Origin of the sequence: Pelosinus fermentans JBW45 (assembly GCF_000271665.2) — a bacterium.
Classification (GTDB): domain Bacteria; phylum Bacillota; class Negativicutes; order DSM-13327; family DSM-13327; genus Pelosinus; species Pelosinus baikalensis.
Genome location: NZ_CP010978.1, coordinates 269,135 through 295,509, shown reverse-complemented (window position 1 = coordinate 295,509; position 26,375 = coordinate 269,135). Strand labels below are relative to the sequence as shown.

At 39.0% G+C, this 26,375-nt stretch carries 24 protein-coding genes and 1 riboswitch; of the genes, 6 read left to right on the top strand and 18 right to left on the bottom strand.

Annotated features, from left to right (window positions below; genetic code table 11):
• Nucleotides 1–95 precede the first annotated feature (95 nt).
• The 4 genes from JBW_RS01115 to JBW_RS01100 all read right to left on the bottom strand — a co-directional run bounded on the left by JBW_RS01115 (nt 96) and on the right by JBW_RS01100 (nt 3,272).
• The gene (locus tag JBW_RS01115) at nt 96–1,307 is read right to left on the bottom strand and encodes a GNAT family N-acetyltransferase (protein ID WP_007961196.1); all 1,212 of its coding nucleotides are present in this window, start codon (nt 1,305–1,307) and stop codon (nt 96–98) included.
• A gap of 243 nt (nt 1,308–1,550) precedes the next feature.
• The gene (locus JBW_RS01110) at nt 1,551–2,249 is read right to left on the bottom strand and encodes an MBL fold metallo-hydrolase (RefSeq protein ID WP_007961195.1); all 699 of its coding nucleotides are present in this window, start codon (nt 2,247–2,249) and stop codon (nt 1,551–1,553) included.
• Nucleotides 2,250–2,622: 373 nt separating this feature from the next.
• A complete protein-coding gene (locus tag JBW_RS01105) occupies nt 2,623–2,790 on the bottom strand; it encodes an aspartyl-phosphate phosphatase Spo0E family protein (protein WP_007961193.1) in 168 nt (55 codons plus the stop codon).
• 146 nt (nt 2,791–2,936) lie between these two features.
• Nucleotides 2,937–3,272: a YddF family protein gene (locus JBW_RS01100; protein ID WP_007961192.1), complete on the bottom strand. Its 336-nt coding sequence runs from the start codon at nt 3,270–3,272 to the stop codon at nt 2,937–2,939.
• Between the two features lie 439 nt (nt 3,273–3,711).
• Here JBW_RS01100 and JBW_RS01095 point away from each other — a divergent pair, with 439 nt between their 5' ends.
• The 3 genes from JBW_RS01095 (at nt 3,712) to JBW_RS01085 (ending at nt 6,157) form a co-directional block, all read left to right on the top strand.
• Nucleotides 3,712–4,674, top strand: a complete 963-nt coding sequence (locus JBW_RS01095; protein ID WP_007961191.1) for an NAD(P)H-dependent glycerol-3-phosphate dehydrogenase — start codon at nt 3,712–3,714, stop codon at nt 4,672–4,674.
• 156 nt (nt 4,675–4,830) lie between these two features.
• Nucleotides 4,831–5,595 carry a C39 family peptidase gene (locus tag JBW_RS01090; protein WP_007961190.1) on the top strand — a complete coding sequence of 255 codons (765 nt, stop codon included), beginning with the start codon at nt 4,831–4,833 and terminating at the stop codon, nt 5,593–5,595.
• Between the two features lie 22 nt (nt 5,596–5,617).
• On the top strand, nt 5,618–6,157 hold the full coding sequence (locus tag JBW_RS01085) for a nitroreductase family protein (protein WP_007961189.1): 540 nt from the start codon (nt 5,618–5,620) through the stop codon (nt 6,155–6,157).
• 70 nt (nt 6,158–6,227) lie between these two features.
• Here the strand turns inward: JBW_RS01085 and JBW_RS01080 are convergent, their stop codons facing one another.
• The 7 genes from JBW_RS01080 to JBW_RS01050 all read right to left on the bottom strand — a co-directional run bounded on the left by JBW_RS01080 (nt 6,228) and on the right by JBW_RS01050 (nt 14,500).
• Nucleotides 6,228–8,951, bottom strand: coding sequence for a sigma-54-dependent transcriptional regulator (locus JBW_RS01080; RefSeq protein ID WP_235334107.1), 2,724 nt, complete (start codon nt 8,949–8,951; stop codon nt 6,228–6,230).
• A gap of 481 nt (nt 8,952–9,432) precedes the next feature.
• Complete coding sequence (gene manZ, locus JBW_RS01075) at nt 9,433–10,254, bottom strand: PTS mannose transporter subunit IID (protein WP_007961186.1); 822 nt, start codon at nt 10,252–10,254, stop codon at nt 9,433–9,435.
• 15 nt (nt 10,255–10,269) lie between these two features.
• Nucleotides 10,270–11,040, bottom strand: coding sequence for a PTS mannose/fructose/sorbose transporter subunit IIC (locus JBW_RS01070; protein ID WP_007961185.1), 771 nt, complete (start codon nt 11,038–11,040; stop codon nt 10,270–10,272).
• Nucleotides 11,041–11,086: 46 nt separating this feature from the next.
• Complete coding sequence (locus JBW_RS01065) at nt 11,087–11,569, bottom strand: mannose/fructose/sorbose PTS transporter subunit IIB (RefSeq protein ID WP_007961183.1); 483 nt, start codon at nt 11,567–11,569, stop codon at nt 11,087–11,089.
• Nucleotide 11,570: 1 nt separating this feature from the next.
• Nucleotides 11,571–11,999 (bottom strand): PTS sugar transporter subunit IIA, encoded by a 429-nt coding sequence (locus JBW_RS01060; protein ID WP_419177831.1) that lies wholly within the window; start codon nt 11,997–11,999, stop codon nt 11,571–11,573.
• 452 nt (nt 12,000–12,451) lie between these two features.
• On the bottom strand, nt 12,452–14,137 hold the full coding sequence (locus JBW_RS01055) for a methyl-accepting chemotaxis protein (RefSeq protein WP_007961176.1): 1,686 nt from the start codon (nt 14,135–14,137) through the stop codon (nt 12,452–12,454).
• A 165-nt stretch (nt 14,138–14,302) separates the two neighbouring features.
• Nucleotides 14,303–14,500: a helix-turn-helix domain-containing protein gene (locus tag JBW_RS01050; protein WP_007961174.1), complete on the bottom strand. Its 198-nt coding sequence runs from the start codon at nt 14,498–14,500 to the stop codon at nt 14,303–14,305.
• 130 nt (nt 14,501–14,630) lie between these two features.
• Between JBW_RS01050 and JBW_RS01045 the strand changes: the two genes are divergently transcribed.
• Entirely contained in the window at nt 14,631–15,041 is a 411-nt protein-coding gene (locus JBW_RS01045; protein ID WP_007961172.1) for a helix-turn-helix domain-containing protein, read from the top strand.
• Nucleotides 15,042–15,281: 240 nt separating this feature from the next.
• On the opposite strand, the gene JBW_RS01040 is transcribed toward JBW_RS01045, so the two are convergent.
• From JBW_RS01040 to JBW_RS01020, 6 genes are all read right to left on the bottom strand, one after another.
• Nucleotides 15,282–16,148, bottom strand: a complete 867-nt coding sequence (locus JBW_RS01040) for a YitT family protein (RefSeq protein WP_007961170.1) — start codon at nt 16,146–16,148, stop codon at nt 15,282–15,284.
• 566 nt (nt 16,149–16,714) lie between these two features.
• The gene (locus JBW_RS25165; RefSeq protein WP_007961169.1) at nt 16,715–16,858 is read right to left on the bottom strand and encodes a hypothetical protein; all 144 of its coding nucleotides are present in this window, start codon (nt 16,856–16,858) and stop codon (nt 16,715–16,717) included.
• 211 nt (nt 16,859–17,069) lie between these two features.
• The gene (locus JBW_RS01035; protein WP_007961168.1) at nt 17,070–18,017 is read right to left on the bottom strand and encodes a LysR family transcriptional regulator; all 948 of its coding nucleotides are present in this window, start codon (nt 18,015–18,017) and stop codon (nt 17,070–17,072) included.
• A gap of 200 nt (nt 18,018–18,217) precedes the next feature.
• Nucleotides 18,218–19,477, bottom strand: a complete 1,260-nt coding sequence (gene dcuC, locus JBW_RS01030; protein ID WP_007961167.1) for a C4-dicarboxylate transporter DcuC — start codon at nt 19,475–19,477, stop codon at nt 18,218–18,220.
• Between the two features lie 290 nt (nt 19,478–19,767).
• The gene (locus tag JBW_RS01025) at nt 19,768–20,358 is read right to left on the bottom strand and encodes a DMSO/selenate family reductase complex B subunit (RefSeq protein ID WP_007961166.1); all 591 of its coding nucleotides are present in this window, start codon (nt 20,356–20,358) and stop codon (nt 19,768–19,770) included.
• Complete coding sequence (locus JBW_RS01020) at nt 20,355–22,622, bottom strand: DMSO/selenate family reductase complex A subunit (RefSeq protein WP_007961165.1); 2,268 nt, start codon at nt 22,620–22,622, stop codon at nt 20,355–20,357. Before JBW_RS01020 ends, JBW_RS01025 begins: the two co-directional genes overlap by 4 nt.
• Before the next feature lie 294 nt (nt 22,623–22,916).
• Nucleotides 22,917–23,017: riboswitch (purine riboswitch) on the top strand.
• A gap of 164 nt (nt 23,018–23,181) precedes the next feature.
• Between JBW_RS01020 and JBW_RS01015 the strand changes: the two genes are divergently transcribed.
• Both JBW_RS01015 and JBW_RS01010 read left to right on the top strand, forming a co-directional pair.
• Complete coding sequence (locus JBW_RS01015; protein WP_007961164.1) at nt 23,182–23,751, top strand: xanthine phosphoribosyltransferase; 570 nt, start codon at nt 23,182–23,184, stop codon at nt 23,749–23,751.
• A gap of 24 nt (nt 23,752–23,775) precedes the next feature.
• The gene (locus JBW_RS01010) at nt 23,776–25,065 is read left to right on the top strand and encodes a nucleobase:cation symporter-2 family protein (RefSeq protein ID WP_007961163.1); all 1,290 of its coding nucleotides are present in this window, start codon (nt 23,776–23,778) and stop codon (nt 25,063–25,065) included.
• A 137-nt stretch (nt 25,066–25,202) separates the two neighbouring features.
• Here JBW_RS01010 and iadA read toward each other — a convergent pair whose 3' ends face one another.
• On the bottom strand, nt 25,203–26,369 hold the full coding sequence (gene iadA / locus JBW_RS01005) for a beta-aspartyl-peptidase (protein ID WP_007961162.1): 1,167 nt from the start codon (nt 26,367–26,369) through the stop codon (nt 25,203–25,205).
• Nucleotides 26,370–26,375 lie beyond the last annotated feature (6 nt).

Below are 26,375 nucleotides of genomic sequence, written 5' to 3'. Positions count from 1 at the left end.
GCACAGAGAAACCAAAAGTCTTGCGAATCTTTTCTGAGCGGGGCCGTGGCAAGAGGAAACATCAATACTTTCTGCCATAGTTAAGCATAAGGCTGCTAAAAGTAATCTGAAAAATAAAGAGTTTGCTGAGAAATCGCATCTTCCAGCATCTTAACGGTTTCTAGACTGCATGAAAGGCGGCCTATCTTATGAAGATAGCTGGGACTTTTATAACTGAGCAACATGGTTGTCATGGTTTGGATATCGATTTGGGATTTGCTGCGCTCTCCCACCCGCGCTACCTCACCGTTTCCATTAGGATGAATACATATGGTAAAAGTTCCTTGATTCCACGGCAGCAGCGGATCGTCAAGGGTAAACGTCCATACACGTTTCTCAGTATTAGGCTTAAAGGGATATTGAGCAATAAACTGTTCCAAATCTACAATTCGAGCCATGTAATAAGGGGAAATCGTTTCTTTAATATCTCCATCTTCCAGCAGAAAAGCTAACGGCTCATCCGTATAAATATTGCCTACAACCTTTGAAATCATAGAAAAATGGGCGCTAATAAAATTCCACAGCCCGCTGCGGGCTTCTTCATTAATGAATATCATATCTTTAATGTGAAACACTTCATCTGAAATCCAGTAAAGCACATACCCATCAGGCTGCCTATTTTCATTGTAATAAATTGCGGCTGTTAGATTATCCGTATCCCAACGCCAATATTCATTCCAGGCTAACTCGTTGCGCAGCATCGCTCCGTGGCTTTGATAGGCAAAACGTTCATAAACTGCCTTTAAGTCATTATTGTCAATATCAATGCGTTCAACCTCTCCGAACACTTGCTTATTTTTTGGCAATTGATAATCCTTGACTTCAAATGTTATTTTATCTGAAATAATTTCCCACCCCTTGCGGCGATAGTAAGGGATCGAATAGGGATACAGGTAAGAGATCGACTGTTTCTTCTCCCGCATGTTCGCCAGTGCCTGGCGGAGCAGCTTGTGCATCAAGCCCTGATTGGAGTATTCTGGAAAGGTTCCAACCCCCGTAAGCCCTCCCATATCATAAATCGCATTGAAAATTCTCACTTGAAAAGGATAGACAGCCACCTGAGACACCAGTTTTTCTCCATCAAACCATCCAAGAACATCCGCTTGTTCCAGCACTGGAGATTTAGCAAGGATCATATCTCTTTCTTTCCAGCCTATCCTGTGTAAATCATTATCAGTCACCTGAAAAACATACCGCAGCAGTTGATTGTATTGCTCTAAATGTTCTACACCAACCTTTTTTATTTTCAATCTTTTTTCTCGACTCATAAGAACCCGCCTTCACTACATTAAACTTTGGAATTTTTCTCATTTTAAACGATAGCCGGTTTTAAGTCATTGTATCTAGTCACATCGTCATCTTCAAGAATCTTTTTTGGTTTGAAACCGATTATTTATAGAATATCCCTAAAGCTATTTTGCCATTCTATCATACGCATTTTTTGTATGGGACATGAAGACAGTTTACCTTTCCCCATTTTTAAACAAGACAAGAAGGTTCTATTATTAAGACTACTTCACAACATGAAAACCTTGATGTTCGATCTCTTTTGGGTCAATATGTTGATCTAAATGCATACAGTAAACTTTATTCCGTAAGTCTGAGTTAATTGTCTCTTTCAGCTTTCTTAATGACATATGGCTGTTACCTTCATAATCAAGTCCACAGGTATCTTGATAGATCCGATCAATTTCTCCATTCTTAAATCTAGTGACAATTTCATTTTCTATATGATTTGAATCTCCGCTATAGTAAAACACACCTTCCATTTGTCTCATAACAAATCCATATGCCGGAATGGTTTTTACATGTGAGACTGGTAAAAATTCAACATTTATCTCTCCCAAGTTTTCATTTGCGAACCCCACTTTGCTGCTACTTTCCAGCAAATACATTTCCTGGCTGACTCCAATACTAGTCAAGAAGCTCTTCATTAGTTCCCGATTGGGAAAAAATACAGTTGGCTTATGCCCTAGAATGTAATAGGAATAAAAAATTACTTCCCCAAGACTTCCTACATGGTCAGGGTGGGTATGAGTAATAACAATGTATATCTTTTTTAGTTCTTTAAGTATATTTAATTCTCGCAGCCTGTGAAAAACTGTCCCACCGCTGTCAATAAGCAATAGACTATCCTTTTTCTTTATAAAAGCGCTTGTATTTCCTAATTGAGTATTAAAAGCACTTCCGATACCAATGAAATTAAGCATCTACAAGTATCCTCCAGAAATTTTTATCCTTTTTCTTATGATAACCTGCGACAAGAAAAGTTCCCGCGCCCTTTCTAAAATCACAGCACGTGTGTTTAATTGATTCGTATTATCCGTCACAATACCTCCATTAGGGCAGAATTCCCTTATAGCTTGTCCAGTAATCTCTGAAATGGTACAACCATTTTTCCTATCATCATTTCATTGTAATTTTTTTACGCAACATCTCACTTGCCTTACTAGAAAAAGATGCCTAAAGAGCTGGAAATTCAGCATCCTAGGCATCCTTACTACGCTTTGTTTTTATATGAAGACATATGAGACATACAGACTAGCTAATAAAAGTCAAATAAAACCTACTATTATGGCAGTACTATCTCTTATATTGATAATAATCTTTTATTTTATTATCTAAATCTCTACTTATCTTTAATGCCTCTGTGGATACTGGTCCTTTTTTAGCGACAATATGAATCAAATTTAAACGCATCCGTTCTATTTCTTCTTGTAGCTCTTTTAAATTTATATCAGAAATAACCAACGCCTCCTATATCGATATAACACTATCATCGAATAAAAGAATTTAAATTTCATTTGATTTATGGCAACAAAAAGTAAAAGTATAACAAAAGCGCCCCATAGGGCGCTAACGTGGCAATTCTCTCTTTTTGACGTCCCTTTCTCCTGTTATGAATGCCTGGATAGTAACTGAAACTGATACCCGAATGCCTCAATTTCATCACGAGAGAGGATTATTCCCTCAGGGGGTCGACTGTTGAGCTTGAATACCAGTGCCTGCTGCCCCGCTTCTTGGTGGAAGTTAATTCGATTTAAAGCTACTTCTGTATCCAAAAGGTCGGTAATTATTTCTGCTGTTGCCTTATGCCCTACTGCAGAAATAATTTGAGGTGCAGACTGAATCAATTTTTTGCACTCTTCCAAGCTGATTGTTCGGCAAGAATATTCTCCATCTGCTGTAATGATAGCACCATTTAAGATAGCAATCGGTTGATTATTTTCCATATATAATACTCCTTTGTAATTTTGTTACAACGCCAGATCAAATTATTAGTCTTCTATCTCTGTAAATTTTTGAATACCCCACCACGATTATTGGTGCTTATTTTTTAACTGCTCTATTCTGGTACGCAAATACTTCATCTATATTAACTAACTGACCAATTCCCACTATTATGTTTATTGTCTTTCTACCAAGAAATTCCTGCATGTACTACAAAAAATAAGAGTTTCAAAATATCCTTGGGATACATTAAGGGAAGAACGTACTGTTTCTTTCATCTTTTGGGACAGATCACTTGTGATCCCTGTTTTTTGGTTGTCATACCATCGTGACTGATATAGCAGGAAACGGTGGTGAGCACATGGAATAGTTACAAGAAATGTAATACCTAAATGGCGATTATATCAATATTCGGGTGATGACAGTAGGATGGTGATACAGGTGAAGATTTCAGTTTTAGGATGCGGTCGTTGGGGAACATTTCTAGCTTGGTATGCAAATCGAGTCGGCCATAGGGTAATGTTATGGGGCAGAGAGTCTTCGAATAATTATTTAAAATTAAAAGAATGTAGAATGAATGATTATGTGACATTGCCGCAAGATATTATGCTAAGTAATTCTTTAGAGGCAGCAGTCTCTTTTGGTGAGATTATTATTATTTCCATTAGCGCTCAGGAGCTGCGCTCTTTTGCACATAACGTAAGTTTACAAAAAGGGTTAGAAGATAAAATATTTGTCTTATGTATGAAAGGCATCGAAGCGAATAGCGGCAAGCGGTTATCCCAAGTATTTAGCGAAGAAATGGGAATAAATACCAACATAGGGATTTGGGTAGGCCCAGGGCATGTACAGGATTTTGTTAGGGAAATACCCAATTGTATGGTTATCGGTTCTGATCATATTGAAGTAACGAAAAAAATTGTTGAATCATTTAATAGCTCCTTAATACGATTTTATTATGGTCAAGATCTGATTGGGAACGAAATTGGAGCTGCTGCCAAAAACGTTATAGGGATAGCTGCAGGAATGTTAGATGGACTATGCTATAGCAGTCTAAAAGGTGCACTCATGGCAAGGGGTACAAGAGAAATGTCACGTCTTGTCAGAGCCATGGGCGGAAATGATACAACTATATATGGCTTAAGCCATCTGGGAGATTATGAGGCAACACTCTTTTCCCTGCACAGCCATAATAGAAGATTTGGGCAAGCTTTTGTAAGTGGTGAAAAATTTGATAAATTAGCGGAAGGTGTTTCTACTGTGGAAGCATTAAATTATTTAGCACAAAAATATGAAGTGGAGCTTCCTATTTGTAATGCCGTATACGAAATTCTATTTGAGAAAGCAGATCCAAAAGAAAAACTATTAGATTTATTCTTAAGACCGATTAAGTTTGAGTTTTAAGACAATAATAGAGCAAATCTTTTTCTAACTAGTAGGATGGTTTTAAAGTATCCTTTTTGATAGTATCTGACTAAAAAGTGCATACTATTTTTTTCAGCAAAATAATATACAATATATAAGAGTAAACAACGAAAAATTTGAGAATGGAGTGGTGATGTGAAGCTACGATTGTATTTGCTAATTACTTATATTCTTCTAGGATTTAGTTTTAGTGGAGTGAATACTGTTTTCGCGGAAAGTAGTGTTATTCCTTATCCTTCTGGCTATGACCTTACCAGTGAAGGTGCCTCTTCCTATAACGGTATGGGCAATGTTAAAGACTCTGTCTATTACAAAGCTGTCGATTTTTTCAATATGAAATCAACTGATACATTAACAATTTTACCAAAGTATAAAACGTATCAGCAAACAACAGAAATCACTTGTGGTCCTGCAGCTGCGCTAACTGTGCTGTATTACTCCGGGAATACAAAGTGGGATGAACTCAAAATTGCTGAAATAATGAAAACAAAACCAGGAACCGGCACAGATACAAGCGGAATGGTTGCATTCTTTAAGAGCATTGGCTGGGATGTTAAATCTAGTTTAACTACCCCTAAGAAAGATGGCACGACATTTTCAGGCATTAATGATTTCAAAGAATTTGTAACCTCAAACTTAAAAAGTAATACTCCTATAATGGTCGAAAATATTGATTGGGGCGGTCATTGGAGAGTGATTATCGGTTATGACACTATGGGGACGGAGACAACAGCGGATGATGTCCTCATTTTGGCAGATCCTTATGATACGGGGGATCACCTCCAAGATGGATACGTTATTAACCCAGTAGAAAAATTTTATTATATGTGGTTTGATGCCCACATGCTGCCAAAAGGTCAAAAAACACAACAATGGTTGACAGTGAAAGCACCTCACTAAAAAATATAATGGAGGCGTTACTATGGATTTTTTAGAATTGGCAAAAGCAAGATATTCCGTTAGAAAATTTAGTCAGCAGCAGGTAGAGCCAGACAAGCTGGACCGCATTCTAGAAGCTGGTCGCCTTGCCCCAACTGCAGCAAATGCACAGCCACAACGTATTCTTGTGCTCAACAGCGAGGCTAGTTTAAGTAAATTGAAAACCTGCACAACCTATCATTTCAATGCACCCTTAGTTCTGCTTATTGGCTATGACACTACCGCAAGCTGGAAAAGGCCCTATGACAACAACGATAGCGGCTATGTGGACGCCAGTATTGTCACAACCCATATCATGTTAGAAGCGGCCAATTTAGGTCTGGGAAGCACATGGGTCGGACACTTTGATCCAGCCGTAATCCGAAATGCCTTCGCCTTACCCCCTACTATTGTTCCCGTTGCCTTATTGCCCATTGGCTATCCGGATAAAGCTTCAGTACCAAATCCAAACCACGACAAACGATATGAGAAAGACAAAACCATATTCTATAATACTTTTGCGGCTATTTCTGCTAGCGAATAGAAAATGACGAAAAGATTTAGCGCCTCATATATCTACTAAATAAGGTAGATATATGAGGCGCTTTTCTTTGCTACACGCTAGTTTCTGCTAACATTTTGCAGATATAATATTTTTCATCATCTGTCAGTGATATATTAAGGGCTCTCTTAAAAATTTCACAGGTATGATCTACAGCACGAATAATTTGAATAGCAATAGGATCTTTATCTGCCACACACGTTAATCCGTCATTAATGATGATTCTCTCCAGTGCATAACCTACATGAACAATGATTTTGATTTTCATGGCGTTATCGAAATCTGCCTGTAGTTCCCGTTCTAGCTCCTCTACAAATTTCAATAATATCCCAATTATTTTATGAGGATTTAGATAGGTAAGGAATTGTTTTAAATTGTCTTCACATAGTTCCTTAATCACAATGCTTGACTTTTCCGGTAATACTATAAACTGATTCCCCGCAATAATTTCTCTTAATATCTTTTCCCCATTACCATCAATAAGTTTTTCCAATGGAATAAAAGGAATATTTTCCTTAGGCTTCTTTACGCCAACCACTGCCAAAACATCATATTTTTTTTGCAACGATGCTACTTTTTTATCCAATTCTCTAATTTCTACAGGTATGATATCAATATTTTTCTCCGTCAAATTAGTTATGATATTTCCCACAAGTTCCTTTAGTTTTACGGCTGTTCCTTTACCAGAGGTACATACGGTAATGATGACTTGATCGCTACATTTATTTTCTTTATTAAATTCATTATTGTATCCCTTAAAATCTCGAAGTGAATTGTATATGTCTTCAAGTTCCATATTAAAAATGCTTGATTTTCTTGATGCTTCCAGTACTAAAGGAGTAGAAACCATATCAATTGTTTTTACTTTAATTCCTGTCTTTTCAACAATGGTGGCTTCAAAATTAAATAAAGATCCCATATCAACAAGTAATAATACACCTTTCCCCTTATCTATGCTTTTGACATTATCAATAATAATCTCTAATATCTCTTTGGGATTTACATGTAATGGCATATCAACGGCACATATGGAGGATACATCCCCTAACAGATCTTGCACAACACTGACCATACTGCTAGCAGTGCTGCTTCCATGAGCAGCAACAATAATACCAACCTGCTTCTGGGTTTCTTCCTCCACTGATTTTAATAAAATCGCAATATAGGTAACTTCTATTTCTGGCACTTCTACTCGAAACATTTGACTCATCATAGCCGTTATTTTCAAAGCAACTTTATATTCCTCATCATTATCTTGTATTGAATGATACATGTATTCCTTATTATCATAGCTTTTGTCTTTTATTCGCTTGAAAAAAGCACTTAAATGAAAGCTTAATGCATAGACAAATCGTTCACTATATTTTCTTCCTAGATCGATTTCAGCTAAATCCTTCATTTTTTCTGCAAAATCCAGAATTTCTTTATCGATTATTTTTAAAATCCGATTTCGATTCTCTTTATTTTTGTTGAATTTATTATAAAATATTTTTAGATTTATATTGAGATCCGTAATAATGAATTTATTAATGTCATTATCGTCCATCCGTTCTTCCTTTAATAAGCTTACTTTATCTTCTATAAGTTTGTATAAATTAAAAGGCGGTTCTTCATCTGAATCCTCGATAATTACTTTATAGCCATCAGGACTTACTAATAAGGGAGCATCTAAAATATTACCGATTTCTTCAAATTCTCTGGAATTTCTGCCCATTTCAAATAAACCATTTTTTATATCAGAAGAAAGTATTTTAAAATCTAACTCTATACATTCTTTGCTACTGTTTATACTACTCAAAAAACCTTTCGCGCATGTAAGTTGAATATTGGATTTAAGCTGACCAATATTCCCGTAAGAAACACTGCCGATTAGAGCCTTTACTACTTCAGTAGAGATTTTTATTTTTTTATTTACTCGATGGGCTTCGTTCACAAATAAATATTTGATGATATCTATTTTTTCCTCGACAGTTCTCTCTTGTAAGGTTGGAATGCTGATTATGATTGGTATTCGCCTCATAAACGTCTTAAGCATGTAAGAATTAGGGTCCTCCGTGGTCGCTCCTACGATCAATACATTAGCTTTTCTTTTTCTTTCCGTTTCTCCCAATTTATTATACGTACCTGTATCCATAAAATAAAATAGCATTTCTTGCCCTTCTGGCGGCAGCCTATGTATTTCATCTAAAAATAGTATTCCACCATGAGCTTTTTCAACTAATCCTTCTTTTTCATGATCCGCTCCTGTAAAAGCACCTTTTATATGTCCAAAAATATGGGATAGCAATAATTGAGGATTATTATAATAATCAGCACAGTTAAAAATGATAAAGGGAGATTTTTCAGTAAAGCGTTTGATATACTTTCCATAATTGTACATCATTTTTGCAAACAAAGTTTTTCCCACGCCGGTCTGTCCAAAAATTAATGTATGCAGCCCTTCAGGTGGGTATATAATGGCTGCTTTCGCCTGTTCGACTTGGTTTTTTAAGCTTTTCTCCGCTCCTATAAGATGTTTAAAGGGTTCTTCATTCTCTCTGTTAAAGATAAAGTCTCTCACATTGTCTACTTCTATAAATCTTTCTTTTATTTCAACATTTAATATTTTTTCAACACTCGATTTGTGTAAGAATTTTACTGGTCTGCCTTTTATTTTTATGATTTTGTCCAATCGTAATAATTCATTTAGTTCTTTACTAACGTTATTTCTTAAGATCTGCAGTTGCTCTGCTATTTCACTTGCTTCAAATCCATTATTTTTAAGCAATTCTTCCATTGAAAATTTTTGTGTATTCTCCTCTAAGTAGCAATAAATTTTATCAATTCTTTTCATTCTCAACATCAACTTCCTAATTTTATTATAAGATGGATTGTATGCTAAAGTGAAAGAGTAAACTTTCAAATGTACATTTTATTGAAAGCTTACTCTCTCTTTTTATTCTCTGATTAAAAAACCGAATAAAGAACAACTGAATTCAGCTAGCGCCTTAGAGTCGATAGTCTATAAAGAAAGTATTTATATTTTACCATAGAATAAATGAAAGAACGACTTGTTCCTAAAATCCTAGTCTTCGTGATTTCCATTACAAAATATATTTATTAATTGCAAATACCACACCATCCTCATCATTCGATAAGGTAATAGTCATCCTGCCCCATTATTTTTTTTAAAATCTGCCTCTACATTTCAATTTACAAATAACTTAGCATTCTTTAGCACGTTGTGGAAGCGAAGGGTGTCATTACCTATTTTTCAATTATGCCAGCACACCAAGTGCATAGCCGATAATTCCCACTGCAAATAAGCCAAATATAATCACGATTGCGTTTACCTTCTTTTTTAATAAATACATACATATAAAAGTTAATGCTAAAGGCAATAATCCTGGCATTAATTGATCCAAAATAGTTTGTACCGTTGTAATTACAGTCTTCCCATCTGAACCTGTAACGGTTGAAACTACTAATGGCACATTCATACTCGTCCATTTGGAAACCAAGGAGCCCATTACAAACAACCCTAATATCGATGCTCCTTCTGTTAACTTCTGCAATCGATTTCCTGACATGTCAGAAACAATATTTGTTCCTGTTGTATATCCATATTGTAAACCATACCATTTTGTCGCCAACCTAAATATATTAAACAGCACAAAGAATAAGATAGGCCCTAATATGCTTCCGCCCACTGCTAGTGATGCACCTAAAGCTGCAGTAACAGGTCTTATGGTTCCCCAGAATATAGGATCGCCTACACCAGCTAACGGTCCCATTAGACCTACCTTTACACCGCTGATGGAAGCATCATCAATAGGAGCACCATTTGCCCTCTGCTCTTCCATTGCTGCTGTGATCCCCATAATGGGGGCAGATATAAATGGTTGTGTATTGAAAAACTCTAAATGCCGTTTTAGGGCTTGCTTACGCTCATCCCCTTGATACAATCTTTTTATGGCAGGAATCATGGTGACACAAAAGCCCATTGACTGCATTCTCTCAAAATTAAATGATGCCAAAAGAAAATTAGAACGAATAAACATATTGAATATATCGCCTTTTGTCAATTTTTTCTCACTCATTTTTTATATCCCCCTTTATAATTCATCTAATTCATCAAAGGCTACTGTTGATTTATTATATTTTGGATTTAATTGAATATAAATGACTGCCAATACTACCCCAACAATACCGAAGGCAACAAGATTCAAATTAGTAAATGCAGCAATTACAAAACCTAGAAAGAAAAATGGCATTAAATATTTTGCTTCCATCATATTAATTACCATTGCATAACCAACTACTACGATAAAACCACCCGCAATTTGTAATCCTCTGGTAATAACATCTGGTATGGATGCTAACATAATATTAACCGTGTCAGTACCAGCTACGGCGGCCACTAATGCAGTTGGAATGGCAACACGTAATGCTTGCAGAGTCCAAGCAAGAAAGTGACACATTTCTATACCGCGAAAGCTGCCTTTTTCTGCATATTTATCAGCAAGATGTTGAAAAAAGGTGGTAGCGGATCTAACAAAAATAGTAAGTACCTGGCCTGCTGCGGCAATTGGTATTGCTACAGCGATACCGGCTCCGATAGATTGCTTGCCTACAATTACCAATATAGCAGCAATTACACTGGCAAGTGCTGAATCAGGAGCCATAGATGCTCCTACATTCATCCAGCCCAAGGCCATCAATTCAAGAGTACCACCTAAGATAACTCCCGTTTTAAGATCTCCTAACACCAATCCGACTAACGTACACGCGATTAAGGGTCTATGCCCCTGTCCTTCATCAACTACACTTTCCAGACCCGCAATACATGCGACAAGAATTAATAAAATCATTTGAATCTCACTCATTGCTATCCCTCCAATATATTTAATTTTTCACTTCTCTACTTTTTACTTAAAACGGCAAATTAAGGCTCATTAAATCAACTTTACTATCACTCGCTACCTTCCGAACTTCTAGTTCGATTCCTTTTTCATGTAATTTTCTAAAGGCTTCTACATCTATTTTATCCACAGATACAGCGGCAGTAATTAAAACCTTTCCGTCCTTATAACACATTCCGCCAACATTTACAGATGTAATGTCAACACCACCTTCTACCATTCTCAGGACATCCGTTGGGTTAGTGAATAAAAATAGTGCTTTAAAATCATCATATTTGGGGTTTTTATACACTTCTATAGCCTTATCAATCGGCAAAACATACGCTTTTATCCCTGTAGGTGATACCTGCAGCAACAAACTTTTTCTTAGTTGGTCAGCAGCCACCTCATCACTGCATGCAATAATCTTATTACATCCCACTGCCTTTACCCAAACCGTTGCCACTTGACCATGGATTAAACGATCGTCAATTCTAGCTAAACAAATTTTCATATCATAGCTCCTCTTCAACATTGTTATCAAAATTTGTTTTGAAAGATTTTACAGAATCACGACCTGCGTGAATTGCAACATCCACTAATTCCGATAAACATAATTCATTTCTTGACATATAGATTTCTAGCATCATTGGTAAATTTACCCCTGCTACAATATCCAGGCGTTCATTATCTGCAACGATTCGGCTTGCCGCATTATATGGACTACCTCCAAATAAGTCAACGATGAAAAGAGTTTCATCCTTATTATCAAGTTCTTTTATCGCCTTTTTATATTTTTCTACAAGTCCATCTGTACTTTCACCTAATTCAAATGTCACATACTTTAAATTTTCCTGCTTCCCAGATATCATTTCAGATGCTTTTACTAATTCTTCTGAAAATTTTCCATGGGTACATATTATTAGATTTACCAAACCTATCACCTCCTTTATTACCCTACTTATAAAGCAATTTCCATGCCAATAAGTGTATTAAAAAATAGTGGTTATCATTCTTCCTTAAATTCATCCAGCTAACCTACCCAAAATAGCAAGTAATGGTTCGGATAATCCATTCTTTTAAATACAATCAGGTATCATAAACAATAGGCTCGATCTTACTATTTGATACATAACTTTCTTTTTTGATACACTAGTTACGTAATTACTTTTTTATTGATACATTAAAGTTATATTTCGTAAATTTAATATTTTTCGTATTAATCCATGATATATTAGATTTCTTTTGAAAAGAACATTTCCATATTTGTATTTCATGTATCATAAAAAAACAAACTCTTGCAAAGCAAACTGCTTCGCAAGAGTTTTGGACGATAAGAACCTTATTTAACACTTCCTACTATAAGTATATAACCAGTTTTACCGTGGATTATCGCCTACAATTTAAATCGCCGAACGGCTATTTGCATATCTTCGGCAAGTTTAGCCAGCGATTGACTGGCTGAGGCAACCTCTTCCATTGATGCCGACTGCTCTTCGGTAGCTGCTGAAGCTGCCTGGGTTTCACCGGCTACGGCTTTACTGAAATCGTCAATTTTCCGTACAGAACTTACCATCTGCTGACTTCCCCTTGCCATCTGATCAATGGCGACTGAAATTTCCTTGATCTGAGCAGATACCAGATCGACCAGATCGTTAATTTGGCGGAAGGATATTCCTGCCTGATTGACAACTTCAGTTCCCAGCTTGACTTCATGAAAACCGTCGTTCATCGCCGTAACGGCCTGGGCGGTATCCTGCTGGATTTCACCAATGAGAGAGGCAATCTGTTTAGCTGCCTCTTGTGACTGTTCAGCTAATTTTCGTACTTCCTCAGCTACAACTGCAAACCCCCGCCCTTGTTCGCCTGCACGAGCAGCTTCAATGGCTGCATTGAGGGCCAGTAGATTGGTCTGTCCGGCAATTCCGGCAATGGTATCAACAATAGTGCCAATCTGCTGAGACTGGGAACTGAGTTTATCCACAGTTCCAGCAACAGCCTGTACCGATTTCTCGATCTCTGCCATTTGATTGACCGCTTTAGCCACTGCTTGACCGCCAGCTTTAGCCTGATTGGCCGCTTCGGTGGATTGTGCCGTTACTTGCGTGGTACTAGCAGCAATTTGCTGCAAACTGGCCGTCGTTTGTTCAACAATTGCCGCAGTTTCGTCAGCCGCTTGGCTGGAAGCTTCAGCTCCTTTGGCGACCTCGGTAATGGAAGCTGCAATTTGGTTAGCTGCTTGAGCAGACTGATCGGCGCTAGCCGTCAATTCCTCGGCTGAAGCGGCAACCTGTTCGGCATTCGTTGCCACCTTCAGCACCAGATCGCGCAGGTTGGTTATGGCAGTGCCCAAAGCAAGAGCTAATTGCCCAACTTCATCTTTAGTTTGAGGCTGTACATTTATAGTTAAATCCCCAGTAGCTAGTCTCTCGGCTGCCTGTGCCATTTGTTTTACTGGACTTGCTATACTGCGGGCAGTAAAAAAACCAATTGTAATGCCTAATATTGCAGTCAGAAGAGCAATTATAACCGAGGTATCGCGAACCACCTTGACAGAGCCTTCTATATCGTTAAAGGACTGTCCAATCGCTGCTTTACGAAAGGACTTTGCTTCGCTGATCTTGCTTTGCAATGCGTCAGAAACCGGTGTCACTTCGTCTAGCATGACACGAGTCGCTTCCTCTTTATTGCCAGACTGAAGCAGCGGAAGTACTTTATTCTCTATCAGAGTTGTATACTTTTCATTTGACGCCCTGATCTCTGTCGCCAACTGTTTGGCAGCTTCCGTTTCCGAGTTTTGTATAAGCTCTTCCTCAGCTTTTATATTCAATTCCTTTAAATTCTTGTATTCCTTCAGCATCTGTTCATTACCGCTGATCCAATAACCTCGCATTGCAGCAACCTGGCCTGTTGCATTGTGGGCGATTTCATTGCTTAAAGCCAATCTCGGAAGATCGGTCGTCTCAAATATTTGGGCAATATCTTCAATGTTGTTTATTTCGTAGATAATATAGCTAAATCCAAGTGAAGCTATTAATATCACTACGACAAAGCAAGCCACCATTTTTCCTGTCAGTTTCATAATCTCCATCTCCTCGTATATGTTAACTACTATGAATTACTGCCTTTGTGCATCTATATAATGTAGATATGTTCACAAATATCGACAGTGTGAAGGAACATGTTTACTAATGTCGAATATTTTAGAGTAATAAGGGTTAGTTTAGTATTGAATCTTTCCCTTCGTTCAAGCTGCCATCACAGGCCATATTTCTTCTACCGTTTTGCCGATAATGCCCGCGATTTCTTCTTGGACCTTACGGCTCTTGGAACGTCCATAAATAACATTGCTGATAGCACTGCGCCCGATCTTTAATTTTCTTGCAATTTCAACAGGCCGGTGATTCTTTAAAAGTAACGCTGCCAAAATTTCGTTAGGTTTCACTGTTTTCCCCCCATGAGTATTTTTTATCGCCCTTCACCACGTCCGTTAAACGTGGTAATTTTTAGGAACAATAAGTATACAAGTTTATTATAGTACTGTCATACTATAACGTCAAGAAGGAATGTGTCATATGTACGATTTTTCTGCATTTTCTAATCGATTAAAAAAAAGCATTGACGAAAAAGGATATACGCAAGTTGAAGTGGCGCAGCACTTAGGTATTTCAAAACATACACTTACTAAATACCTTGGTGGTCGAATTCCTGAAACAACAATTTTATATGCCTTATCAAAATTCTTTAATAAATCCATGGAATGGTTTCTAACGGGTGAAGACAAGATCTATAGTACAATCGAACCATCTAAAGACATACAAAAAATCGAGACTATTTTCGATCCCGATTTAAAACGTATGGTAGATATTTTAAAATGCCTCATGGAAAACGATAACCAAAACCTGCGCGGCTGGGCAATCATCCAGTTTGAAGAGGCTTTTAAGCAGCATTGCGCTGCCCACGATAAAAAAAAACTGCATGCATAGTCTCTTGAATGGCAGCAAAAATTGGCGAGAGGTTGCCGCCCGCCTAGGAATAGGAACAGTAAAGTGTTTTTAGTAATTATTATGATGATAACACCAAATGCTACCTGAGGGAAGAATCATTTTATTATAAGTTACCTTCAGGCAATCATGGGTGCACAAATGCTACTATGAATTCAAAGATTCAAAAATAAGAACCAGTACTGCATCTAGCAGTACTGGTTCTTATTAAATATTTTACTTTTAATGAATGGCTTTCTTTTTAAACGTGCCACCCATTACATCATGCACATCGTTAATCGTTATAAAAGCATCTTCATCAATCTCTGAAACAAGTGATTTAAATTTTGCCATCTCTAGTCTGGTAATCACGGTGTAGAGAATATGTTTTTCGTCGCCTTTATAGGCACCTTCGCCGTGCAAAATCGTCACACCCCTGCCCAGACGGGCCATGAGGGCTTCGGCAATGGATGCCGAGTGATCTGAAACAATGATAACAGCTTTTGATTCATCCAAGCCATCAATGACGATATCAATTACTTTTGAAGCGATAAAGTATGTAACCAGGGAATACATGGCTCGATCCCAGCCAAACACCAATCCGGCTCCACTTAAGATAAACAGGTTAATGATCAGGACAATTTCGCCTACAGAAAAACTGCTTCGCTTGTCCATTAAGATAGCTATAATTTCCGAACCGTCCAATGAACCGCCGTAACGCACAATGAGTCCTACGCCGATCCCTAAAATGATACCTCCGAAGATTGACGCTAAAAATAAATCATCTGTGAAACCGGGAATCGGCAAGAACATTTTGGTGAAATAGGACAAGATTATAATAGAAAATATCGTTGATAATGTAAAAGTTTTACCAATTTGCTTATATCCCAAATAAATGAATGGTATATTTACGGTAATCAAAAATACTCCCAGCGGCAAGCCAGTCAGATGACTAGCCATAATCGCAATACCAACCACACCACCATCAATCACGTTGTTGGGAACTAAGAATATTTCCAGTCCAGCAGCGTAGATAACAGAACCAATAAACAGTATAATATATCGCTGTATTTCTTTCCAGACCCGTTGTTTTTGTTGTTTTTTAGGCATGTACAGACCTCTCTTTATATAGAATGAGCCGCAGAAACGAAAATTGCCTCTTGTTACATAGCGGCATTTGCCATATTAATTATGAATTGTTACAAACCTCCTACTCGCTGCTTGATTATGTACTTTTTATTTTGTTCATTAATTATAATTTCATCCTCATAAGACAGGAAGGGTGACTACGTTGCAGGATTTTTTCCATTTAAGAATTTTATCTTAAATAAACTGTGCCCCATTCGCATACAACGTTTAAGACATATCCTTTTCAATAGTATTGTTTTTAGTAGTATATCATATAAATGTGCGTACTTGTAAAAATATTCATCTAAAGATACTATTGAACGCAAAGAATACTAAGAGAAATAAATAGGAGTAAAATCATCAGTTACTCCTCAGCCCAGACCAAGTAAGATCCGGATTTGACCAAGAAAGTCAAATGGCTGCTCGATGCAACCTACTTTTGCAACGTACCAGTCCCTGTGTCCCGGATAGCAGAAAAAAGGTTTGGCAAAAGTGCCAAACCTGCAAAATTTCTATTACTTTGTAGTCCAATACAACAAAAACGATTTTTATGACATTACTGCCTGATCCCAAAACCATTGCTGCTGGGTAATATCCACGATTTTTGCTTCATCTTTTTTAACCTCAGCAGAAGATTCTTCTTCTGGTTTATCAAAGATACTCTGATCTAGAACATTGATCGAACTGCTCACGATATCCCTCCTAATCCTATGTGACTGCTTAGCATACTTATAACGCTTGCCTTGATCTTATTGTATTCCTCTTACAATCGGAAGTGAAATACAGATTCGGCATATATTGCATTTAGATTCGGAATAAGTAGCCTAAAAGCAGTCAACACAGGATAGGACTGGTGTAATTGCCTATGTATACATAGGTGAAAAATGAAATTGATGTCTTTATCTAGGATGGAGCAGCAGTATCCCAAAACCATTGATGCCGCGTAATATCAAGTTTTTTATCACCGAAGTCGATCTTATCTTTTACAAACTGCAGCCATGCTTTTGTGGCGTGAGAAACATATCGTTCTTTTTTCCAAGCCACTCCTAACTGTAAATAGATTGGCGGATCAGCTAATGGAAGGGACTTTAGTGCATTAGTGTCCAAGTGTTGACAAACGGTACTTGGCAAAAGAGCTATACCGAAATGATCTGCTACCAGTTGAGTCATCAGCTCAAGCTGCAACGTTTCAAAAATAACATTTGGACGAAAACCTGCTTGCATGCACCGATCGATAATGAGATCATTTAAACTAAAGTCATTACTATACAGCACAAAGGATTCATTGATCAGATTCGCATAGTCAATGATTTCACATTTGGCAAAAGGGTGCTCTGGATGGACGACGAGCCGAAGGGGATCTTGGATACTGCAAATCATTTCATAAAGTTCCTGATCACTCGGTGGAATACATATTATACCTACGTCTAGCGTCCCATCTAGAATGCCAGTTTCAATTTTCTTCGATCCGAACTCAAATAGCTGTATATTAATATTCGGATAGGCCCTTTTAAAAGGACCAAATAAGCGGGAGAATGATGTCAGACCCGTAATTGGCGGAATACCAATCCGTATTTTCCCTGATTTTAAATTAGATCCTCCAACTAAATTAGCACTTATATTTTGAAAAGATGAAACAATATTCTCTGCTTGTTGTAAGATTATTTCACCTGCATCAGTCAATTCCACATATTTTGTAGTTCGGTAAAATAGTACCACTCCAAAATGACTCTCAATTTCTTTAATTATTTTACTAATCGACGGCTGGGAAATATGCATTTGGTCAGCCGCCTTACTAAAACTCTTTTGCCGCGCTACCTCTATGAAATATTCCAGATGTCGTATCTCCATTTTGATCTCCTTTACAAAAAAGTTCTAACTTAAACAATAAGTAACTCTTTTCAAAGCAATTATAATTGCTATTCCATCATATGGCAACTCACGAAAAAATGTAACAGGCAGCATAATAACAGGGCTTATGTACAACTATTGTGGTACATAAGCCCTGTTATTCATGATATATCGTACTCTACATTGGATCAAACAGCAAATTAGTTGAATGAGAAAACAATTAAGACAGCAACAAGGGCACAAAACATTCCTGGGGCGGTACGTTTAGCGATCTCCATAGGATTTACACCAGCTATTGTTGCACATACAATGGCACCACCAGCAACGGGAGACATTGTACGTCCTAAACCACCAGATATTGTAGCAAGGGAGCCCATATCTGTAATTTTAAACCCAAACTGCGCAGCATGTGGAGTAACCGCACCATTGAAAGCAAGAGCAGCCGCATCACCTGATCCACTTAAAACTGCGAGAAAAAATGGACCGATGGATGCGGCATATCTTGCTACATCCTGTGATTCTTTCATATTTTCAATCAGTGCACCAGTAAGTCCAATGGTATCCATTCCCTGGGTGAATACAGCTGCTGCAATAATAATACCCATTATTTCTCCATAAGAGTCACCCATGCCCTTAAAAAAGCTTTTGGATATTTCTTGTGCATTGCCCCATGTTACGACAAATCCAAGCATGGCACCTATAATCATAGCTTGGGGAACTGTGACCTCAGGAATCAGAGCAACCATTTTGCTCCCTAGTACCAACAAGACCAGAGGAATGATAGGAACTACAGCTTTTACAACGTTAATCTTAAATTTTTCACCATCATTGGCAATTTCAGTAGATCGCTCAGCGCTAGCACCTTCTTTTCGCAAATGAGAAACAATCGTTAGCATTGTTGCTGCAACAGCAAGTGAAATAAGGGCAGGAATAGTATGACCAGCGATCACTGCCATCACATCAACATTGGCTAATTTAGCGACAAATGGATTATGTGCAAGACCCGGACTCATGACACTGCCAATCGTACCAGACATGACACAAGCAGCAGCCATCGCAGGGTGTACGCCAGATACGATCAATGTAGGTATTAATACGGCGCCAACAGCAGCAGCACATCCAGCTGTACTCGGTAAAGCAATATTAATGATCCATGTTACGATAACCGCTCCTGGTATCAGAACAAATTTAGCTTGTTTTAGCAAACTAGTTAATACGTTTACCAGATGACTATCACAGCCAGTTAATTTCATTACATAAGAAAAGCCCATCACTGTACAGATCGTTGTTACAAGCCCTCCGCTAACCATTGTTTTAGCGAAAGCATCTATGGCTACTAAAGGCTTGCCAACGACTAAAGCCATTGCCACGCCAGCTACAAATAGAACCAACCTAGTTTCATAACGTTTGATGATAGCAAGAAATGTTAAAGCTACAATTAAAATACCAATCCAAATCATGAGTTACACCTCCTATTTTCTCCAATTAACCTTATTCAGACGACTTGACTAGTCGTACATCATCATAAATCACGAATTTTCAGTTTTTTAATCATTATCATCCATTGATCCTCAAACTTGCGGATGATCTGGGTTATGAAAGACTGCGAATGACTCTTCATTACTATAAAGAGATACTCATAGCCTACAATCTCATAGGTATGAGTATCTTCTCTTTGTCAAACACTAATTCCTTCTTTAAATTTGCGCATGTATATCGAAACAATATAGCCTTGGCGAAAACGCCAAAACTACATTGTTTCTACCAAGACTGCATCACGGTGGGGTACCAGGACCCAGGCCGGTTTGATTTTTGCTGTATTGGGCAGTCCCTTTACCCAGCTGGTATTACCATATTTCTTCTGCAATTCACTAAGCTCGCCATAGCCCAGCACCCGCATAGGGCAGGCTGAAACACAAGCCGGTGTTTTTCCTTGCAGCAGGAGATCTTGGCAGAAGTCACATTTCTTCATCTTGCTGGTGGCAGCATCAAACTGTGGTGCCTGATAAGGACAAACTGCGAAACAACGGCGGCAGCCAATGCAGCTCTTTTCGTTAATTAGCACCAATCCATCTTCTTGTCTTTTGTATATCGCTTTACTTGGACACACGGCAATGCAAGGAGCATCTACACAATGATTGCAGCTAACCGGTATCCAATAGGCATATGTATTTTGATGAACAACATTGCCGGAAATGGTAAAACCGCCGCCTTCATAGGCATGAATTCGTCTAAAATTCTGACCGACAGGTAGATTATGCTTATCTTTGCAGGCAATCTGGCAGGCGCTGCAGCCCGTACAATGTTTTTGCTCAACATAAAATGCCATTTGTTTGCTCATCCCTTTGCCTCCATCTGATCCAGTTTCACCACTTCAACCAAGTTGGTATGTTGTGGATTCGCAAAAGCCAGTGGTGTCGGCTGGTATTTGGTTAATGTATTGATGCAGCCGCGTTGGTCGATGCCTTCCTTATCAGGTGACCACCAGCCCCCCTGGGGTATTGAAACCACCCCCGGCATAATACGGGGAGTGACTTTAGCGGTGAGTATGACTTTGCCGCGGGCATTATAGATACAAACCCTTTCACCATTTTTTATGCCGCGCTTTTTTGCATCATATACGCTAATCCAAAAGACTTGTGCTTCTGCCTCCTCCATCCAGTTATTATTGTCAAACATGGAATGTACACGCCGTTTGGTATGATGACCAATGCATTGCAGCGGATACGTGTCCCGCAGGGGATCTTCCGGTCCTTCCCAGGCAGGGATATATTTTGGAATGGCAGGCACTTCAGCAGGCTTATCTAATTCCCATAAACGTAATGAGAAAAATTCGATTTTCCCAGAAGGGGTGGGAAAAGGATGGTGCTCGGGATCTTCGATCTGCTCCTTAAAAGCAATTGCAGGTTCCTTATACTCCCAGTCATACACACCCTTTTCTTTAAATTCTTCATAGGAGGGAAAACCGGGATTTTCCTTGCGGGTTTCATCAACAATAAAACGCAGCCAATCTTCTAACGTCCTTCCTTGGGTAAATTCATCTGCAAGCCCCAGTCTTTCAGCTAAATCCCTGACCCAGTCATATCCGTTTCGACATTCATAAACCGTATCCACTGCCTTATTCATAAACAACACATAATCACCAGCAGACCAGGGTAATACAATATCTTCTCGCTCCATGAAATTATCACCCGGCAGCAAAATGTCAGCAAACTTCGCGCTGCTTGTAAGAAAATGATCACTGACTACAATAAATTGAGCTAACTTTTCATCGGTTAACAGTTCTGCCGTTCCATTCGTATCAGAATGCTGATTGATGAGGCAGTTGCCTGCCAGATTAAATATTAGTTTAATGTTGGCTGACAGCTTATCAACACCCCGGACGCCCTCCTTTTTCCCTAGTTCAGTGCCCTTTTGAATCGCCAGCGGCCACATGTACATGGAGATCGCTGCTTTGCAGGGGTTATTGATGGGAATCGAACCAACATACTGTTTGCGGCATGGTGAACCGCAGCCAGAGGCCCAACCGCCTTTTATGCCAATATTTCCTGTCATAGCAGCAAGAGCAGCCGCACTGCGGGGCGGCTGTTCACCATAGGCATGGCGCTGGGGTCCAAATCCCTGAATGAGTGCACCGGGTTTATTTAGGGCATATTCCCTAGCCAGCTGAATAATGATCTCCCTTGGAATGCCTGTTGATCTTTCCGCCCAAGCAGGGGTTTTAGAGACCGGATCTGTGCCCGTGCCAAGAATATAACTTTTGTATGAGTTGCCCGCTGGAACATCTTCCGGCATATGATCTTCATCAAAACCGAGACAATAGGTATCCAAAAATAACTGATCTTGTAGATTTTCTGTAATGATCACATAGGCCATTGCATCCAAAAGAGCACTATCGGTGGTGGGGCGTATGGGTATCCACTGATCAGCCAGAGCGATAGCAGTATCCGAATACAGTGGATCGATACAGATGATTTTCGCCCCAGCTGCCTTCGCTTTTTTTAGATAATAAGCTGTATTTGTTCCATGAATGGTTGTCGCCGGGTTAAATCCCATCAGAATGATAAGCTTCGAATTAACCCAGTCTTCTCGGCTGCTGCCAGTATTGACAGTCCCATATGTATAGGGGGTTGCTGCGTTCATACAAGCTGAACTATATGTTCCATAGTAATCCAAGTAGCCTCCATAGAGTGCCAGCAGCCGTCTCATCCAGACCCGTTCCGACGTCTTCCCTGCATTGCCTGTAGCATATGAAAGATAAATAGCCTCTGGACCATACTCAGCCATAATTCGTTTTGTATGATCTGCAATCGTGTCTAGGGCTTCCTCCCAGGAAATACGTTCAAATAGACCTTCTCCTCGTTTGCCGACTCGCTTCATCGGATACTTCAGCCGATCATCATGATACAAGTAGCTCCTGTAGGCCCGGCAGCGGAGGCAGCCACGCAATTGGGGTCTTTTATCCGTATCGGGACGTTCATCATCACTAGTAATGCGAATAATGCGTCCGCCTTTTACATGAGCCTTAACAATGCAGCGACCGCCGCAATTATGGGAGCCTGATGTCCGTATTATGGTTTCTTCTTGGAACGTTGTATCCGTCATATCTCTTTGCTCCCTTGATTACATTTTTGTACATAGATCCAACCACATAGAGTTTAATGGCTCTTTTATAAAAGTAGTAACTATTTTACCTTATTTACAATTAGAAGACAAAATTCCTGCAAGTTTTTATAGGGCTTTTACAGGAATTTATTGTCTTATCGCGATGAATACAGTTGATAAGAAGAATGATTGTAAAGGATTGATGAAGCAAGAAAGTTAAATATTAGAAATATACGTTTTTTCGACAAAATAAGCGTTACTCTTTATTGACAATGAGTTTTGAGACTGCTACAATAAACCACATGTAAATAGTCTCGTATAATTTTGGGGATATGGCCCAGAAGTTTCTACCGGCAGCCGTAAATTGCCTGTCTACGAGTGAAAGTGTATTTAAGGTCTACGCTACGTTACTTTCATTCGTAGTCGTGATCCAATGATACAGGTGATCATACACCACACCCAAGGATAAAAGTCCTGATGGGGAATTTTCGCTCATTTTCTACAACGCGGAGATTCCCTATCAGGGCTTTTTTTATTTTAAAGAACCGAAGGAGGGCTTATGGATTTATTAAAAAAAAGGATTCAGTCTGACGGACAAGTTTTAAACGACTCCTTGCTCAAAGTTGACTCCTTTTTAAACCAACAAATTGACCCTCAGCTTATGCTGAAAATGGGAGAGGAGTTTGCTAAACGCTTCAACGGAGAATCGATTACGAAAATATTAACGATTGAATCCTCGGGAATCGCCGTATCGGTAATGGCAGGACTCATCCTTAATGTTCCCGTCATTTTCGCTAGAAAGAAAAAATCAGTGGTTTCCAATGAAGCCTTATACTGTACCACGGTCTATTCCTTTACAAAACGCGAGAGTAACAACATTATTGTTTCTAAAAAATTTCTGCAAGAGGACGATCATGTACTTATTATCGATGACTTCCTAGCCAACGGAGAAGCTGCTACAGGTTTAGCTTCTATAGTGGAACAAGCAAATGCAAAAGTAACAGGAATAGGCATTGTAATCGAAAAATCATTCCAGCCTGGTGCTCAAAAGTTACTGCAAGCTGGGTATCGTGTTGAATCGTTAGCTCGAATCGCTTCCTTTTCAAATGGACAAGTCAATTTTCTATAATCAGTATCATTAGGAGGATTATGTATGAAAAACTCTGCTGGGAAAACGTATTTGCTTGGCACTCAGCATGTACTTGCCATGTACGCTGGTGCAATTATCGTTCCCCTTATTGTTGGCGGCGCTCTTAAATTAAACTTTGAACAAATGGGTTATATTATTGCAGCTGATTTACTAACTTCCGGTCTTGCCACTCTGCTGCAAGCATGGCGAAATCCTTTCTGTGGAATTGGGTTGCCAGTTATACTTGGTTGTACCTTTACAGCTGTCTTCCCCATGATTAGTATTGGAAGCCAGTATGGTATGACAGCCATGTATGGCTCCATCATATGCTCCGGTCTTTTCGTGGTACTCATCGCAAATTACTTTTCAAGACTGGTTACGTTTTTCCCGCCCGTTGTGACAGGCTCTGTCGTTACCATTATCGGCATTACATTGGTTCCAGTCGCCATTAACAATGTGGCTGGCGGTGTAGGAAGTGCAGATTTTGGTTCCTTATCCAACTTTGCTCTAGCGTTTGGCGTGCTATTATTTATCATATTATTAAATCGCTTTACCACAGGATTCATCCGTTCTATTTCCGTCTTACTGGGATTAATTGCCGGAACCATTGTCGCGGCACTAATGGGCAATGTTTCCTTCAGCAGTGTTGCCCAAGCTTCATGGTTTAATATGATCACTCCCTTCTATTTCGGAATGCCCACTTTTGAACCAAGTGCAATTATCACCATGATTGTTGTTGCAATTGTCAGCATGATTGAATCAACAGGAGTTTTCATGGCACTGGGTGAGATTTGCGGCAAGAAAATAACAGAAACCGACCTGACTCGCGGCTATCGAGCTGAAGGAATTGCTGTAATCCTGGGAGGTATTTTCAATTCTTTTCCTTATACAACATTCTCCCAAAATGTCGGCCTCGTACAGCTTTCCCATTCTAAAACCACTAATGTAACCATTGTTGCTGGTTTTATGCTCATACTTTTAGGACTAATACCTAAATTCGCAGCATTAGCTATGATTATTCCAAATTCCGTACTGGGTGGAGCTATGATTGCCATGTTTGGAATCGTCGTTGCCTCAGGAATTAAAATGCTCAGTAAAGTTGATTTCGCCAGCAATGAAAACTTACTGGTTATTGCCTGCTCTGTTGCTTTAGGTTTAGGAGTCACTGTCGTCCCCAATCTCTTTGTTAAATTTCCGCCACTACTAAAAATGTTCTTTGAAAATGGAATTGTAACAGGTGCGTTAACAGCCGTAATTTTAAACATTATCCTGAATATGGGACAAAAGAAGCTGCCGCCTGCCCCTAAAATTTAATCATTAATGCAACAAATTACCGAAAAAAGTTAGTAGCCCGGAAGTCTTCTGCAGAAGAAAACTTCCGGGCTATTTTTCCTACTAATTATTTAGATTATGCTCTTTTCCTGCAAAGCTTATTTAACTATCATGATAATTTATTTTTCAAAAACACCTTTTACAACCGCCTTCTGCTCTTTGACCATACAGCGTCCTTTGGCAAATACATGACGAATAGTCAGCGTTTTATCAAGTACTACAATATCGGCATCATACCCCTTCGATATCATGCCTTTCTTAGGTAATTTTAAAGATTTAGCCGGGTTGATGGTTACTAATTTGATTGCATCCTCTAAAGGCAATATTCCAGCTTCAACAATATTACGAACAGCCTGATATAAACTGCGTGGCGATGCTGCCATCAAGCCTGTCAATTCACCATTTTTACTGAAAACGGGCAAGCTTCCGTTGCCATCTGAGCTCATAGTGACCTTCTCTAAAGGCACCTCTGCTCCAATACACATTTTTACTGCTTCAGGCGGCTGTATACGTCCAGGAGATATCGTTGAACTACTGGTTGTTATATCTAACATGCCTCCTGCTTTTGCAAATCGTATCCCCTCCATAAACAATTCCTTATTTTTATTGAAATGTGTAGGGGTAAATTGTGTAATCGGCAAATCTGTTTGGGTTATTATATCGAATACCCAATCCAGCTTTCCCTTTCCATCTCCCAGATGGATATGCAAGACTCCCGCTTTACCCGACAGCATCCCACCAACTCGCGCCTGGGCTGCTAATTGTGCAAAATCTTCTTTTGATGGTTGGGAAGAACGATGATCTGACATAGCGACTTCACCAACACCAACGACTTTATCAATAAGAAGAATATCAGAACGTACGCTGCCTGTAATTGTGGGAACAGGGACATCATAGGCCCCCGTATATATCCAGGTAGAAATCCCTTCTTCTTCTAACCCTTTAGCCTTTGCCAGTAAAGATTCCATATGTCTTGTAACACTATCCGTTCCCAAAGTTCCTACCACTGTAGTAATCCCAGCAGTGGTAAGTTCACTCAGCATCACCTCCGGCGTTCTGGTGGAGAATCCGCCTTCTCCTCCGCCGCCTATCAAATGGACATGTTGATCAACAAAGCCAGGGACAACAAGACATCCCATCACATCATAAACCTCCGTGTCTCCATAGCCAGGAGCTGCATCAATTGTATCAGCAATCAGAGCAATCGTATCGCCAGCCAGCAATACATCTTTAATTCCCATATCCTGCGGTGCATAGACATGCCCGTTCTTTAAAATTTTAAACATGTAAGT

Bases quoted from the DNA above. Each gene is read 5' to 3' on its own strand.
- JBW_RS01035 (WP_007961168.1), bottom strand. From the start codon at position 18,017: ATGGAGATACGACATCTGGAATATTTCATAGAGGTAGCGCGGCAAAAG.
- manZ (WP_007961186.1), bottom strand. From the start codon at position 10,254: ATGAGTGAGAAAAAATTGACAAAAGGCGATATATTCAATATGTTTATT.
- iadA (WP_007961162.1), bottom strand. From the start codon at position 26,369: ATGTTTAAAATTTTAAAGAACGGGCATGTCTATGCACCGCAGGATATG.
- JBW_RS01025 (WP_007961166.1), bottom strand. From the start codon at position 20,358: ATGAGCAAACAAATGGCATTTTATGTTGAGCAAAAACATTGTACGGGC.
- JBW_RS01010 (WP_007961163.1), top strand. From the start codon at position 23,776: ATGAAAAACTCTGCTGGGAAAACGTATTTGCTTGGCACTCAGCATGTA.
- JBW_RS01015 (WP_007961164.1), top strand. From the start codon at position 23,182: ATGGATTTATTAAAAAAAAGGATTCAGTCTGACGGACAAGTTTTAAAC.
- dcuC (WP_007961167.1), bottom strand. From the start codon at position 19,477: ATGATTTGGATTGGTATTTTAATTGTAGCTTTAACATTTCTTGCTATC.
- JBW_RS01080 (WP_235334107.1), bottom strand. From the start codon at position 8,951: ATGGAAGAATTGCTTAAAAATAATGGATTTGAAGCAAGTGAAATAGCA.
- JBW_RS01020 (WP_007961165.1), bottom strand. From the start codon at position 22,622: ATGACGGATACAACGTTCCAAGAAGAAACCATAATACGGACATCAGGC.
- JBW_RS01065 (WP_007961183.1), bottom strand. From the start codon at position 11,569: ATGAAAATTTGTTTAGCTAGAATTGACGATCGTTTAATCCATGGTCAA.
- JBW_RS01045 (WP_007961172.1), top strand. From the start codon at position 14,631: ATGTACGATTTTTCTGCATTTTCTAATCGATTAAAAAAAAGCATTGAC.
- JBW_RS01100 (WP_007961192.1), bottom strand. From the start codon at position 3,272: ATGGAAAATAATCAACCGATTGCTATCTTAAATGGTGCTATCATTACA.
- JBW_RS01055 (WP_007961176.1), bottom strand. From the start codon at position 14,137: ATGAAACTGACAGGAAAAATGGTGGCTTGCTTTGTCGTAGTGATATTA.
- JBW_RS01115 (WP_007961196.1), bottom strand. From the start codon at position 1,307: ATGAGTCGAGAAAAAAGATTGAAAATAAAAAAGGTTGGTGTAGAACAT.
- JBW_RS01070 (WP_007961185.1), bottom strand. From the start codon at position 11,040: ATGAGTGAGATTCAAATGATTTTATTAATTCTTGTCGCATGTATTGCG.
- JBW_RS01110 (WP_007961195.1), bottom strand. From the start codon at position 2,249: ATGCTTAATTTCATTGGTATCGGAAGTGCTTTTAATACTCAATTAGGA.
- JBW_RS01040 (WP_007961170.1), bottom strand. From the start codon at position 16,148: ATGCCTAAAAAACAACAAAAACAACGGGTCTGGAAAGAAATACAGCGA.
- JBW_RS01085 (WP_007961189.1), top strand. From the start codon at position 5,618: ATGGATTTTTTAGAATTGGCAAAAGCAAGATATTCCGTTAGAAAATTT.